General features: G+C 42.6%; 9 protein-coding genes. 4 read left to right on the top strand and 5 right to left on the bottom strand.

Features of this window, described 5'->3' with window-relative positions:
• Positions 1-8: 8 nt before the first annotated feature.
• The 5 genes from DV872_RS10080 to DV872_RS10060 all read right to left on the bottom strand — a co-directional run bounded on the left by DV872_RS10080 (position 9) and on the right by DV872_RS10060 (position 7,999).
• Positions 9-1,247, bottom strand: coding sequence for an ATP-binding protein (locus DV872_RS10080; RefSeq protein ID WP_230391522.1), 1,239 nt, complete (start codon positions 1,245-1,247; stop codon positions 9-11).
• Between the two features lie 412 nt (positions 1,248-1,659).
• Positions 1,660-3,732: an ATP-binding protein gene (locus tag DV872_RS10075; RefSeq protein ID WP_114629804.1), complete on the bottom strand. Its 2,073-nt coding sequence runs from the start codon at positions 3,730-3,732 to the stop codon at positions 1,660-1,662.
• 383 nt (positions 3,733-4,115) lie between these two features.
• Positions 4,116-6,389, bottom strand: a complete 2,274-nt coding sequence (locus DV872_RS10070; RefSeq protein ID WP_230391521.1) for an FAD-dependent oxidoreductase — start codon at positions 6,387-6,389, stop codon at positions 4,116-4,118.
• A 112-nt stretch (positions 6,390-6,501) separates the two neighbouring features.
• Positions 6,502-7,545 (bottom strand): AraC family transcriptional regulator, encoded by a 1,044-nt coding sequence (locus tag DV872_RS10065; RefSeq protein WP_114629803.1) that lies wholly within the window; start codon positions 7,543-7,545, stop codon positions 6,502-6,504.
• A 91-nt stretch (positions 7,546-7,636) separates the two neighbouring features.
• Positions 7,637-7,999: a helix-turn-helix transcriptional regulator gene (locus DV872_RS10060; protein WP_114629802.1), complete on the bottom strand. Its 363-nt coding sequence runs from the start codon at positions 7,997-7,999 to the stop codon at positions 7,637-7,639.
• A gap of 140 nt (positions 8,000-8,139) precedes the next feature.
• Between DV872_RS10060 and DV872_RS10055 the strand changes: the two genes are divergently transcribed.
• The 4 genes from DV872_RS10055 (at position 8,140) to DV872_RS10040 (ending at position 14,395) form a co-directional block, all read left to right on the top strand.
• Positions 8,140-10,032: an alpha-glucosidase gene (locus tag DV872_RS10055; RefSeq protein ID WP_199563460.1), complete on the top strand. Its 1,893-nt coding sequence runs from the start codon at positions 8,140-8,142 to the stop codon at positions 10,030-10,032.
• 23 nt (positions 10,033-10,055) lie between these two features.
• Complete coding sequence (locus tag DV872_RS10050) at positions 10,056-11,441, top strand: MFS transporter (protein ID WP_114629801.1); 1,386 nt, start codon at positions 10,056-10,058, stop codon at positions 11,439-11,441.
• Entirely contained in the window at positions 11,438-13,330 is a 1,893-nt protein-coding gene (locus DV872_RS10045) for a glycoside hydrolase family 127 protein (protein WP_114629800.1), read from the top strand. Before DV872_RS10050 ends, DV872_RS10045 begins: the two co-directional genes overlap by 4 nt.
• A gap of 141 nt (positions 13,331-13,471) precedes the next feature.
• On the top strand, positions 13,472-14,395 hold the full coding sequence (locus DV872_RS10040; RefSeq protein WP_114629799.1) for an NADP-dependent oxidoreductase: 924 nt from the start codon (positions 13,472-13,474) through the stop codon (positions 14,393-14,395).
• Positions 14,396-14,733 lie beyond the last annotated feature (338 nt).

Genomic DNA, 14,733 nt, shown 5'->3' with positions numbered 1-14,733 from the left:
TTCGTCTCCTAAAAGGATAATGTTGGATGCTTTTTTTTTAGATATGAAAACACCGGCATACCACCTGCAAAGGAACCGGGAAAAATATCTTCGTCGGGATTATAAGCAGGAAACTTGTCATCATCCTGTTCTTCTTCCCCATGAAAAAAGGGAAACTCTCCAAACTCTCCGAACACTTCGATCAAGGGATCCTTCAATTCTTTCGGCAAATCGACTCCGCCCATTTCGAGATACCTGTCTAGGCGATGCGGAAGTGCCATTATGGCGGCTTCTATGATGTCCTCATAGCTGACGGAATCACGCTCTAAAAAGGCTGCAATTGCGGTCGCAACTTTAATAATTGTGATTTCAGCGCGATGCCCCTGGGCGCCGACCTTAACGGCAAGAGTTGATGCCGCATCAAAGATATCATCTGAAACTGTGACCTGCGAGAGCTGCTGTTTAGCCTGTGTGATTTTCTGCTGCAGCACTTTCTGGTGTGTTTCCCAAGTATCGGAAAAGGCTTTCGGATTCTTCTCAAACGCAAGGCGCCGGCGGATAAGTTCGCTTCTTTTTTTCACAGCCCTTTCCCCAGTCACGTTGATGCAAAGACCAAAACGATCGAGAAACTGCGGGCGAAGTTCGCCTTCTTCCGGATTCATAGTCCCAATAAGGATGAATTTGGACGGATGGATCTCCGAGAGTCCTTCACGTTCCACACGATTTACACCGGAAGCGGCAGCATCAAGCAGAAGATCGACCAGATGATCATCCAGCAGATTTACTTCATCAACATAGAGGATGCCACGATTGGCGGCGGCAAGAAGACCGGGCTCGAAAACCCTCTCTCCTGTGTTGATAACCCGCTCCAGATGCAGAGATCCGATAAGCCTGTCTTCTGTTGCACCGAGGGGCAGCTCCACAAGCGGAACAGGACACTCAGAGACAGGGATGGGGTCTCCGCTCAGGGCATTCTGACGGCAGGTCTCATGCACAAAGGTCTCTGCCTTGGGATCACAATGATAGGGACAGCCCTCAACGACTTGAAGCGGAAGAAGGAGGTCGGCCAATGCACGAACGGCCGTACTCTTTGCAGTCCCTTTATGTCCGCGGATCAAAACACCACCGATGGATGGATCAACTGCATGCAGAATCAGGGCCGTCTTCATGGCCTCCTGGCCGACGATGGCGGAAAATGGATATATAATCATGATGATAAAAGACCTCATCTTATAGTTTTTTAAATCGGCAGGTACCTGTGTTCCCATACCACCGGCGAAAATTTCATGGATTGAAATCCCCGGATATTGATTTAGATATTATGAAAAGTCGGACACCCAGGTCAAGTGTCATTGAGAGGAATGTTTCCAAATCGAGGAGCTAGGTGTTAAAGCAATGGTTCTATACGAGGGAGTTCTGTCTCAAACCTTTTTTTTAAGTTTCAATTGACGGTTTTAATCTTGTCTCGTCTTTTCTTTATCTTTCATAATCCATATAGGTTAACCATCTCAATATCTTTTAAAGAAAAGGCTCTGGAACTAGTCTCCCTCTATAACAGGAAGAACTCTCTGTAATTAGTGAGACGTAACAAGGTTTTTATTACAGGATTTTTTAAGAATGATCGGTCTAAAACAGCCCCCTCCATCTGGTTATTTCGCGGTTTCTCGAATCAGCAGCTAGTTAATCAACCAAAATTGGAAGAGATATATAAAAAGTCGTACCAACCCCTACTTCGGTATTAATCTCCATCAGCCCCTGATGCTGTTCTATTATGTTCTTAACCATTGCAAGACCAAGCCCTGTCCCTTCATTGTTCTCTTTTGTTGTAAAAAAGGGTTTAAACAGATCATCCATATATTCCGGATTAATACCGATACCTGAATCCTTTATAGAAATGACCCAATAGTTTTTATTAACATAAGACTGTTGAGATCCTGGAAAAAGACTGTCATCAGAGCGTTTTTTCACTGAAACCGAAAGTTGTCCACCAGAATTCCCATCGGTTCTCATAATGGTCATAGCATGTGAAGCATTGATACATAGATTAAGAATAACCTGTTCTATCTGAGTAGGATCACCTTTGGTTAAGGCGGGAGTCTCACAGTAATTTGTTACAATCTCAATACTCCTGTCAAAAGTAGTCCGGCAGATACTGGTAACATTTTTTATTGATTCATTCAGATCAACGGGTACAGATTTAAACTCATTTTTCCTGGAGAGAGACAATAATTGATGAATCAAATCTTCTGATCTTTTAATTGATATTTCTATTCTGCTTATAAATTTTTTCAACTCTTCATTAGAGATGTTATTATTTTTCTCAAGTATAAATTTCACCAAAGCGATATTACCGGAAATACCACCGACCATATTATTGAAATCATGTGCCAGTCCTGCAGCCAGTGTTCCCATAAGCTGCATTTTCTGTGCCTGACGGAGTAGCTGTTCCTTTTCCTCTATTTCAGTTATATCCATTATTATTGTTTCAATACATTCCATATCATTGTAATCGATCAATGCAAATGAGTTTAATGTCTTAATCACCTTATCAAGTGAGTCTTTCATATCCAGAGGATAGTTCCTGACTTTTCTTTTTTTTATCAATTCCTCCAGCAAAGGCACCCTGTCTTTATCCGGATTTGCATAAAGTTGATCTATTCTCATTGTTTTAAGTTTCTCTGGAGGATATTTGAAAATACCTGAAAACGAATCATTAAAAGAGAGTATTTCTCCGTTAATACCGGAAATACAGATCCCGTCAGGTGCGAGTGAAAAGAGTGTTTGATACGTTTCTTTACTTTTTCTAAGGGCGATTTCCCCCTCTTTTATGATCATTATATTTCTGATAAGGAAGAAAATTGCACACAATAGAAAAAAGATAAAAGCACAGACTGAAAGGACGGTGTTTCTATTAAACAGATATTTCACCCTTAAACTTTGAAAAACAACGATCTCCCAGCCTGAATCGAAGAATGTCTCCTTCTGGATTTTATATTCGTTCCCCTTATAATCTATTTTATTCTTGTCCAGGAAAAAAGGCATCGGTTTGATAATTTTATCAGCGAACTGTTTGCTCTCATGAATAGAGACTAATTGCTCATCTGAAAGAGGATAAGCAAAATGGTAGATAAACTCTTCAAAATTTGAAGCAAACACTACACCCTTCGGTGTTATCAATACTACCGGTTCTTCATACTCATTAAGAACATTGTCTATCTGTTCCAGCCCTATTTTTATTACTACAGCACCGATAATATTTTGATTATCTTCAGAATATACAGGGGAACTGAAATAAAGCCCCCGTTCCAGAGTTGTTATCCCAAGGGCTGGATAAACTGTATTTTTTCCTGATATCGCAGATTGGACATATGGCCGAAAGAAATAGTTATTCCCGGTAAGGGTCTGATCATCATTAAAAGGGGTACAGGCAATCACATTTCCCCTGAGATCTACAATATAAACTAACGAGGAATTAAAAATTCTGTTTGCAGTATCCAGAGTATTTAAACCTATTGGATTATCAACAGCTGTCCCTCCTGTTGCAAGATCAATAACAGCTTTTGATGTTGTCAATGATTCAATCCCTGATTGCATTGTTGAAAATACTGCATCATCAAGTTTAGAGGAAAGATTATTATGAATGCTTTGCGGCTGTGAAGGAATAAAGATCACTGCAGCCAGTATAAGAAATAGAACAAAAAAACCAGAGGAATATATAGTAAACATTCCTGGCCGGTTGAGTAAATATTTCATAAATACTTCCCTTAACTTTAATTATCTAAATGATTGTAAGCTCACAAAAAGTAGAATGTCAAATGTAAAGCTCCTAGTTATTTGACACTATCAATTGAAAATTTTAGATGATGATTGATAAAGTCTTTCTTTATTAGATTATTTATTTCATTCCAGCCATCCTACTACCAGTGTCTGCAATAAGAACGATGAAATAAACTTTATCTACTTTTTTGAAGTATAAGCTCAAGAGCCATATTTTTGACAGAGAAAAATATGGCGGAGACCGGAGTGAAAATGAAATTATTATAACCTGCATCTACCATCACCTAATGTGCTCATTCAAATAAAAAAGGACAGAACGGAATGGTGACCGCAGCTGTCCCTGATTTTATTTGAATGGATTACAAGCTTTTGCCGATGGCATGTCCGGCCTTGGTGGCCTCATGAACCTTGCCGTTCATCATCGAATCTCCGATGTTATGAATCTCAGCGGCGGTATTGTTTTTCAGACATTCTTCGAAGAGCGTCTGATTTGGTCTGGCACCGGTACAAACAATAACCAGATCTGCGAACAGGATCTTTTCATGAGTATCCATTTTAATATTCGCAGCAAAAGGATTGATAATGTTTTCAGGTAAAACGGGAGTCCATGTCACAAAGGGATCCGGAACGGTTTTTGATACATTCTGGTCCAGTATGACATTTTTATCCGAGAGTTTTTTCAGGCGGGTACAGTTCATCACTTTTACTCCGGCCTTCTCCAGATTATGGATAATAAAACCCCGGTTTGCCGTACAGGATTTCTGCATCAGCTGACCAAGCATTTCCACTATTGTAATATCCTTCTTTCCCATTTCCAGAGACAGCATATAGGCAATTTCACAGCCTACATCAGCCCCGCCCACGATGACAATCTTCTCTGCATCTGCTGCTAATGACGGATTTTTAAGAATATCGATTCCCTGATAAACATGGGGCAGATCAATTCCCTCAACCGGAGGTAATAATGGAGTAGAGCCGGTACATGTCACAATAGAATCAAAGCCATCTGCTTTCAGCATCTCTTCATTGACATCTGTATCCAATTTAACTGTAAGTGAGGATTTTTCGCTTTGAATACGCAAAACCTCTTCAAGGTGTTCAATGTAATTGCGGATTTCAAATTTAATCTTTGGAACTGAACCAACGAGGAGCATTCCGCCTATTCTGGGATTTTTATCGTACAGAACGACTTCATGACCCCGGAGAGAGGCCTGGAGGGCACAACTGACTCCTGCAGGACCGGCACCGACAACGGCTACCTTCTTTTTATTCAGAGCGGGAGCCTTATCATCCAGCATGATGTGTTCAAATGAGGTTCGTGGATTGACCGCACATTGAGGGTGACCTCCATGAATCAGCTGATTCAGACAACCTTCCTGGTCTCCGATACAGGGAATAATCTCCTTTACCCGGCCGGCATAAGCCTTGTTGGCCCAATTCGGATCCGCAAGAAGGGGACGAGCCAACATAACCATGTCGCATTTACCATCTCTCAAGGCTTTTTCTGCAAGATCCGGAAATCCCAGTTTGCCCACACCGACGACAGGAACGGGATATCCTGCATTGGATATGATGTTATTGTTCTTGAAAAAATCTTTAACAATCCGGGAGATTTCCAGAAAACATCCGGGAGGCATGGCCATGGGAGGATGGGGCAGCCACCAGTTATCATAACAGCCCAGATCCACATCAAACATATCCACTCCGGCGGCGACCAGGTTTTTCATGAAATCAAGGGTCATCTCTACGCTTCGGTCTTTACGGAAGCTTTTTAATCGTTTTTCACTAAGCATCCTGGCGCCGTAGGTTTCATTCAGAGCCAGGGACAGATCGATCCTGTACATAATGGGATAATCTTTTCCGCATCTTGTTCTTATCTCTTTTACCATATCCAGACCGAAATTCTGCCAGTTGGCAAATCGACCCAGTTTCCTCCGGTTAAAAGCAGGATTGGTCATCTGATCCAGAAGGTAACCCTCATGACCATGCAGATACACTCCGTCAATTTCGATTGCTCTGGCATCGGAAGCACACTGCCCTGCCCCTTTTATGATCTTCCGGCATTCTCTGTCTGTTAAAGGACGGCAGGGAAGCTGAGGGATGTAGAAATTCCTGTTCCAGGAAGCTGAAACCGGTAGTTTTTTCTTTTTCAGCATACATTCAGGATTACCTACCCGGCCGAACCCCGGTGTTATCTGCAGAAAGATTTTAGAACCGTAGGAGTGAACACCCTTTGCCAGATTGATCCAGCCCGAAAATGGTGTCCTGTGGCCGTCTATACGGGGAAGCATTCCGACATTATCAACATCTTCCACAGTGGGATCTACCTTGAAAGTGGCTGGAACAAGTCCGGTCGTTAACAAGCCTGTCCCCCCCTTGGCTCTTTCAAGAAAGTATTCAATCATCTTGGTGCTGGGCTTTCCCATTTCATCGGCCATGTCAATATTACCCATGGGTCCCATAACAAGACGATTTTTAATCCTTGTTTTGTTAACCTGAATGGGTGAGAAAAGTTCATTGTATGGGTGCAGGTCCCCTGTCATCCGGTAGTTCTCCGCCGGATCTTTTTCGTTAAACCAGGTACCCAGGCCATCGATTAATTCTTTTACTTCTTTCTGGAGATTTTCCGCCATAAGATGCTCCTCATGTAATATTTATTAAGTATGTCAATAATGAATATTACATGGGGTTTCGGATTCTCTCGTCCCGATCTATAAATCGGAACTCGAATTATCCATTAATTTATCAATTTTCCAGAGAGGAGCGGTATTTATTGGGGGTGGAACCGGTAATCCGTGAGAAGGCATTATAAAAAGCCGTTTTAGAATTGAATCCTACCCCATAGGCAATGGACAGGATGGTTTGTTCTTCTGATGACCGAAGAAGTTGTTTGGCTTCTTTTATCCGGTATGAGTTAATGAAAGTATTGAAGTTCATCCGGTAGGTATCATTAATCAGCTGAGATAACTGGTGTGTAGAAAGATTAAGGCGCTGTGACAAATCAAGGAGAGAGAGATTTTCATCCAGGTATAGGCGGCTTTCCTCCATATAACTCTCCAATTTTATAATCATCTGTGATGCATCAACACCTTTGAAGAGAGTGAATTTGTTTTTTTCCTTATTTGCCTCGATGATCAAAAGATGTCGGAATTTTCCATTCCGCAGATCCATCAGGTAATTTCCTGCCAGCAGAACTGTGACAATGGTCCCCCCTGCCTGAAGCAGACTGGTTATATCCAGTATCCAGCCGAAGATCACCAGAGAATAGGCTGCCCCTGTCAGAACAAGGTAGGCCATGGTGATTCTTATGATGAAAAAATATTCCTTTTTATTATAGAGAACAGACAATTTTATCCCCAGGCTAATAAGAAGGGCTATTGCCTGAATAAGAGCCCCTGCCATGATTATTCCGTTTAAGATTTCATTTTCAGGTACAGGAAAGATAACAGTACTCAAATCATAGAGAAAGACCAGCAGAGAGGGAGTCAGAACACATAGTTTTATGACAGACAGTTTATCATCAAATGTTACGGCCCGGCAGTACCCGAAATACAACAGGGGTACGGGAAAATAAGGAATAGAGAGAAAAAAAAGCCAGGATGAGTGCTGTTCTGCCGGGCTGTTCCCGATGACGGAATAGATTTTGAACAGCAGAAGGCTGAAACATATAAAAGCCAGAGAATGATAGATATTTTCATTACGGGTTTTTCTTAACAGAATATAACCTGTGAAAATCAATATTGAAAGATAAGCGCCAAAGAGGATAAAACCATTGATGAATCCAGCCATGAAGTCTCCCCGAAGACTATAACATAGAATTCTAAAGGATAGAGATCCAATCCGGTGTTACCTATGACTTTTCTCTTTTCTGATCCCCCTCCTATAATTCCCTGAAAGATGAGAAAATATCCAGACGGGAATGGACATTCATTTTCTTATACATCTTGTATAAATGGGCACTGACAGTTCTGATAGAAATATCAAGGTCATCGGCCATCTCATCATTTGAAAGGCCGTCCAGCAGGAGGTTGAGAATTTCGTATTCCCGTTTAGAGAGATCATAAGAGTGCATGAAACTCTCTTTTCTTGAGGTAAAAGAGAGTTTTTCATTGGCATCCTTCAGTTCTGATGTCCGTTTATAGACTTTCTGCTCCAGTTCGATATTAAGAATCTCCGCCTCATTCCTATCACGCACAAAATCAAGTACCAGGACCATATTGTGCCGTAGATCTCTGTTGTGCATGAAAATATCAAGCCCTAAAGTATTTATACTTAGGTCGTAAGTATCTTTTTCAACTTGACAGATTCCGGAACTGCCCTTGAGTATAACCTAAAGAATGTCTTTGAATTATTACTGCAGCATCGAAAATAGGAGTCCGAATCTTGTATACACTTGAAAGCACAATCGGGGAGGTTCTGTCGAATCCCCTGGGAGCGGATTTAATTGAAATTTTCCGAAATGAATTGAAACTCAATAGACTCCTTATTTATAATGGATTGTCCAGAAAAATAAAATTGAAGACCTTGCACAAGCTGAGCAGAGGTGAATTAAGTATCGATTTTTTAGAAATGATTGTATCGAAACTCAATCATTTCAGAACATTGGAACTCCCCGATCACAGTGAGGAAATAAAACCTCTGTGGTGGAAAGAGTCGGTGGCCTATCAGATTTATCCCCGAAGTTTTAAAGACAGCAATGGTGATGGAATCGGGGATCTGGGGGGAATCATTGAGAAACTGGATTATCTGAAAGAGTTGGGAATTGACCTGATCTGGTTAAGCCCGGTTTATGACTCTCCCAACGATGATAACGGTTATGACATCAGGGATTATAAGAAGATCATGGCTGAATTCGGTACCATGGATGACTTCGATTCTCTTCTATCCGCCTGTCATCAACGGGGAATGAGGTTGATTATGGATCTGGTTATCAATCACACTTCTGATGAGCACCAATGGTATGTTGAATCCTCCAGGGGGAAAGATAATCCCTATCGCCCCTATTACATCTGGAAAGAGGGCCGGGAGGATGAGCCTCCCAATAACTGGACCTCACTATTTTCCGGGCCTGCATGGAATTATGATAAGAAGAGCGGAGAATGGTCCATGCACATCTGGTCTAAAAAACAGATGGATCTGAACTGGGACCATGAGCCTCTCAGGCAGGATATATATAAAATGGTGAACTGGTGGCTGGATAAAGGAATTGACGGCTTCAGACTCGATGTGATCAATTTCATTTCAAAGGACGAGGGTTATCCCGATGGTGATCCCACAATCGCCGAGATGATGGGTGTATGTGGTGTGGAGCATTATGCCTTTGGAAAAAATGTCCACAAATACCTGCAGGAACTCCATAAAGAGACATTCAGTAAATATGATATTGTCACAGTGGGGGAAACGCCGGGACTGGGGCTCTATTCCAGCCAGTTTTTCACCCATGAGAAACGGAAGGAGTTGGACCTGATTTTCAATTTTGACCACATTGATAATCCCGGGAATGATCGTTTTGATGATTATTGCTTTGACTTGAATATTCTGAAAAATCAAATGCTATTCTGGCAGCAAAAATACGGAAACAGCTGCTGGAACAGCCTGTTTCTTGAGAACCATGATTACCCGCGAATGATATCCAAAATAAATAATGATCCGTCGGTGAGGAATCCTCTGGCAAAAATGCTCGCAGCCCTGATCCTGACCATGAAAGGCACCCCCTTTATCTATCAGGGACAGGAAATGGCTATGGTTAATGTCAATTTTGAATCTATTGATGATTATCGGGATGTTGAAAGCCTGAATCTGTACAAAAAATTACTCGTTGATGGTATGAGCCCGGAATCGGCACTGGCAAAGGTTAAATGCGGTTCAAGGGATCACTCCCGGACCCCCATGCAGTGGACTTCCGGTAAAAATGCCGGTTTTTCTTCCGGCAAGCCCTGGTTAGATCCAAGTATGGATTCTATGGAAAATAATATTGAAATCCAGATGGCGGATAATGAATCTGTCTTCCATTTTTACAGGGACTTAATTGCTCTGAGAAAAAAATATAAAACACTTGTGTACGGAGACTTTCTATCCTTGAGGAGTTCAAGGAAAGACATGTTTTCCTATTACAGAAAAGACAGGGATGAATCATTTTATATAGAGATGAATCTATCCGCTAAGATGAAGAATAGAAATAAGAAGATGTCCGAAAATAAGCTCCTCCTGAGTAGTTACAGGAATTTCAATCCCAGGCACCTGGCCCCCTACGAAGTGAATATTTTCAAACTTTAAAGTAAAACTGACAGGAGTCATAGATGAAACCAGGATATGTTGTCCCCATGCGGGAGAAGCTTGCCTTTGGAGTCGGTGATCTGGCAATAAATATTGCCTTCACCACCATAGGATTTTATTTTATATTTTTCATAGTCAATGTTGCCGGCCTGAGAGCCGAGTGGGCGGGCATTATCTTTGCCTGTGCCAAACTATGGGATGCAATTACAGACTATTATATGGGGATTCTATCGGACAGAACAAAGTCCCGCTTCGGCAGACGTCGGCCCTATATCCTTGCAGGGAGTATTCCCCTGGCAATCAGTTTTGCTTTGCTTTGGATTGTCCCCTTTCAGAATCCAGTGGCCCTTTTTATCTATTACATGATTATCATCCTTATATTTAATACAGCTTTTACTGTTGTTTCGGTTCCTTATAACGCCCTTTTGCCTGAACTATCGAGCAATTACAACGAAAGGACCAATATTACCGGATTCAGGATGAGCTTCGCTTTTATAGGGAATCTTATTGCGGCGGCGGGAGTGGCTCTGATTGTCGATGTAATCTTCGGAGGAGCTGAGAATTACGACAAGGGTTATCCTGCCATGGGAGTTATATTGGGTGTGATCATTCTTGTTATCCTGATCATCACCTTTCTAGGGACTAAAGAGAGGAAAAAAGAAGTCTCAGAAAATAAAGATGGATTTCTCGGAACCATAAAGGCTCTCCTATCCATGAAAGAGTTCAGAATGATGCTGGGTATGTTTCTATTCAGCATGATTGCCATTGATATTTTTATGGCAGTTGTTCTGTTTTTTCTGAAAGATGTTGTTCATATTTCTGATGATATTATGTTTCTCCTTATGGGAGTTCCTCTGGTTCTTGCCGTTGTGGCGGCTCCTCTGTGGGTTTACCTGGGAGAGAAACTGGGAAAAAGGAACGCTTATGCCATTTCAGCGGTCCTATTTGCACTCATCCTCCTGCTTTTCTTTGTTGCCCCCGTAGGTAATGTGGTTTATGTCACCATTATTGCAATGCTGGCCGGCCTGGGGATCTCGGCATCACAGATTATCCCCTGGTCAATCATGCCTGACATCAATGAGATTGATGAGCACCGAAATGGAGTCAGAAGGGAAGGAGCTGTTTACGGCATCACCATCTTCCTGTATAAATCCGCCTCGGCCATAGCCATTCTCCTTGTATCCAGTGTTCTCGGCATCTTCGGCTATATAGAAGGGACCGGAGCCGTTCAGCCGGAATCCGCTGTAAAAGCCATACGGATACTGATCGGAATTGCCCCGGGAATCTGCTCGCTCATCGCTGCCTTCTTTGCTCTTAAATTACCCCTGTCAAAAGATCAGTTTGATCAGATGCGTCTGGAAATTGAAGAGAGAAAAGCTGTCAGGAAAGCTGTGGTAGTCTCATCATGATCAAAATAAAGGATCAGTTCTGGTCTCCCAGGCGGGATATAAACAGGACAGAGGCTCTTATTAACCAATGGGAGCAGTACTGCCGCTGCGGCACCCTTGAAAACTTCAGACTCATTGCCGAGGGGAGGCCGGGGAAACGGGAGGGATTTTTTTACACCGATTCCGACGCCCATAAATGGGCTGACGCGGCCTCAAGGGTTCTGGCTTCGGATCCCGATGAAAAACTGGAAGGACTGCTGGATGAATACATTGATCTTATGGCGAGATCCCAGGAGGAAGACGGCTATCTCTTTACCTGGAACCAGCTCTACTTTCCAGGTACCCGTTGGGTCAATATGCAGGTGGAACATGAGCTGTATACAGCCGGACATTTTATTGAAGCGGGGATCTCTCATCTGGCGGCGATGGGGAAGAAGGATCTTTTTAATCTGGCCCTGAACTCAGCAGACCTTGTGGTAAAAGACTTTACCCGGATCTCATCGGCCTCTGCCCCGGGACATCAGGAGATCGAAATAGCCCTTCTCAAGCTGTATCGCCTTACAGGGAAGAAGGACTATCTTAATACGGCCGAGCAGTTCCTCTTGAAAAGAGGACATAATAAACTCTTCGGGTTTATCATGCTCCGTGATTTTCTTTCTCATACCTTCAGAAGCCGAAAGGTCAGGAAGCTGGATAAAACACAGGGATCAAAAGAGCTTGGATTCGAGTTCGGCGAAAACATTCAGTCCCGGGAACCCAGATTTCTGATGGTCCGCTCTTTTTTTTCCTTTCTTGACGGGAGCTATCAGCAGCAGCATCAACCGTTGCTGAAACAGACTGAAGCGAAAGGTCATTCCGTCAGATGGGCCTATATGATGTATGCCGCCGCCATTCTGGCAAGTGAAAAAGACGGAGACGAGGTATGCAATTTTCTGGAAAAATGCTGGGAGAACCTGGTAACAAAGAAGATGTATATCACCGGCGGGATCGGGTCTCTCCCTGTGATTGAAGGTTTCGGCAGGGACTATGAACTTAATAATGAGTTTTCCTACAGTGAAACATGCGCCGCCATAGGATCAATTTTCTGGAATAATGAGATGCTCCGCCTCTCTCCTCAGGCGCGCTTTGCCGACCTTGTGGAGAGACAGCTCTATAATGCCGCCTCTGTGGGGATATCTCAGGACGGGAAGAAATACTTTTATAGAAATCCTCTGGAATCCAATGGGGAATTGGAACGACATGCCTGGTTTGAGACGGCCTGCTGTCCCTCAAATATCTCCCGGCTCTGGGCAGATATTCATAATCTCATCTACCTCGAGACAGAAGAAACCATCACGATCAACCAGTACATCGGAAGCTCAACCGAATTTGAGAAGAAAGAGATAAACATCGAGATGGAATCCGGTTTTCCCTGGGAAGGAAAGGTCAGGATTAAGGTCTCAAATACGAGGCCCATAAGCCTTCAACTCCGTATCCCCGGATGGGCTGATTCCTGGGAAATCAGGCTTAATAACGAGCTCTATACCGGGGGAGAACAGATCCGGGACTCCCCCATCTATACACAAATTATGCAGAATGCCCATTATGAAACTGTGATGCTCTCTCCCGGTTCCAGGAATCTCATTGAACTCGATATTCCCATGGAAATTCTTGCCAACAGATCGGATTCCCGGGTCAGGGAAAATCGGGGAAAGAGAGCTATTTCAAGGGGTCCTCTGATTTACTGTGTTGAATCTGAGAATGATATAGATTCAGCTGTTGATATCTCCCGACTCCGCTTTGAGATGGACCATAGCTCATTTACCGGCAGCACGGGAGTTATTCTGAATGATGACGTCAGTTTTATTCCCTATTTCCTGTGGGGAAATCGGGGTAAACGGAAGATGAAGGTCTGGGTGGATTTTCTATAGATTCATAATCTGACCCATCACGTATCAGCCGATTTAAAAATGCTCAAACCATTTTATCTTGACTTCCCTCTTGAAGATACTAACATTAGATCTATAGTTAGTCTTGACTAACTGAAAAGAATGATGAATTGAGGTAATAAGATGAAAGCAGCCATAATAAGAGAATACGGTCAAGAAGTTGAAATAACTGATATCCCCAAACCAGAACTTTTAGCAGATGCTGTCCTGGTAGAAGTTCATAGCGCCAGTATTAATCCCGTTGATAATATTATCAGGGCTGGTTATATGAAAGAATATATACCCATAAAATTCCCTTTCATCATGGGATTCGATGTTTCCGGTGTAGTTGTTGAAGTCGGTTCAGATGTGAGCAATTTCAAGAAGGGAGACGAGGTGTATGCCCGTCCCTCTGGACAACTCGGAGGCACCATTGCTGAATACGCCGTTATTAATGAAAAAGAATTAGCCCTTAAACCGGTAAATATAAGCCATCAGGAAGCCGCATCCATCCCATTGGCAGGATTAACTGCCTGGCAGGCTCTTGTAGCAAAGGGCAAGCTCCAAAAGGGTCAGAAGGTATTGATTCATGCAGGTTCTGGTGGAGTGGGAACTCTTGCTATTCAGATGGCAAAACAAGTAGGCGCCTATGTTGCCAGTACAACAAGTACAAGCAATGTTGAAATGGTAAAAAAACTGGGAGCCGATGAGGTCATCGATTATAAAAATAAAAATTTTGAAGAGCTTCTATCTGACTATGACCTGGTCATCGATATGATGGGAGGAGAGATTCTGGAGAAATCCTTCAAGGTTCTTAAAAAGGGTGGAACTCTCGTCTCCATTAAGGGACAAGATACAAATGACCTTGCCAAACAATATGGTGTTCAATTCGAATCATTTTTTATGTGGCCCAGTGGTGAGATGTTAAGCGAACTTGCCCAGTTTATTGGTGATGGAGTTCTAAAACCTGTCATTGATCGCAGCTACTCAATTGATGAAACTCAGAAAGCCTATGACTACCTGCAAACAGGACGGGTCAAAGGAAAAGTGGTTATTGCTGTAAAATAGGATTTTTCCCTATCATGCCCCCCTTGTTTCCAACGGGGGGGATTTTTTTACTATAGTGATCAATGATACTCGTGTTACATTAATCTGCAACAAGTAATAAGGGAGCTTCATTGGCCATGATAGAACTAAGCCTTACACGTAACAAAGGAAAACAACTGCTGCTGTTTTCGGTACTATTTTACTTTTTTATTCAAATGCTTTCAGCACTGATTGGATAGGCTACACTGTTTCAGACAGTAATTACTCGGACACATTATAATTTCCAGATATAATAGATGTGAGGGTTTAGATGATAGAGAATAATGAGAAGTCCAATATGTCGAAACGATATACAGAGG

It is taken from the genome of Oceanispirochaeta sp. M1 (assembly GCF_003346715.1).
GTDB lineage: Bacteria > Spirochaetota > Spirochaetia > DSM-2461 > DSM-2461 > Oceanispirochaeta.
Note: the sequence above shows the minus strand (reverse complement) of the source record. Positions and strands in the feature narration are given on the sequence as shown.

What these genes read in the sequence shown, in the direction of transcription:
- DV872_RS10080 (WP_230391522.1), bottom strand. Translation starts at nt 1,247, where the DNA reads ATGGGAACACAGGTACCTGCCGATTTAAAAAACTATAAGATGAGGTCT.
- DV872_RS10075 (WP_114629804.1), bottom strand. Translation starts at nt 3,732, where the DNA reads ATGAAATATTTACTCAACCGGCCAGGAATGTTTACTATATATTCCTCT.
- DV872_RS10070 (WP_230391521.1), bottom strand. Translation starts at nt 6,389, where the DNA reads ATGGCGGAAAATCTCCAGAAAGAAGTAAAAGAATTAATCGATGGCCTG.
- DV872_RS10065 (WP_114629803.1), bottom strand. Translation starts at nt 7,545, where the DNA reads ATGGCTGGATTCATCAATGGTTTTATCCTCTTTGGCGCTTATCTTTCA.
- DV872_RS10060 (WP_114629802.1), bottom strand. Translation starts at nt 7,999, where the DNA reads ATGCACAACAGAGATCTACGGCACAATATGGTCCTGGTACTTGATTTT.
- DV872_RS10050 (WP_114629801.1), top strand. Translation starts at nt 10,056, where the DNA reads ATGAAACCAGGATATGTTGTCCCCATGCGGGAGAAGCTTGCCTTTGGA.
- DV872_RS10045 (WP_114629800.1), top strand. Translation starts at nt 11,438, where the DNA reads ATGATCAAAATAAAGGATCAGTTCTGGTCTCCCAGGCGGGATATAAAC.
- DV872_RS10040 (WP_114629799.1), top strand. Translation starts at nt 13,472, where the DNA reads ATGAAAGCAGCCATAATAAGAGAATACGGTCAAGAAGTTGAAATAACT.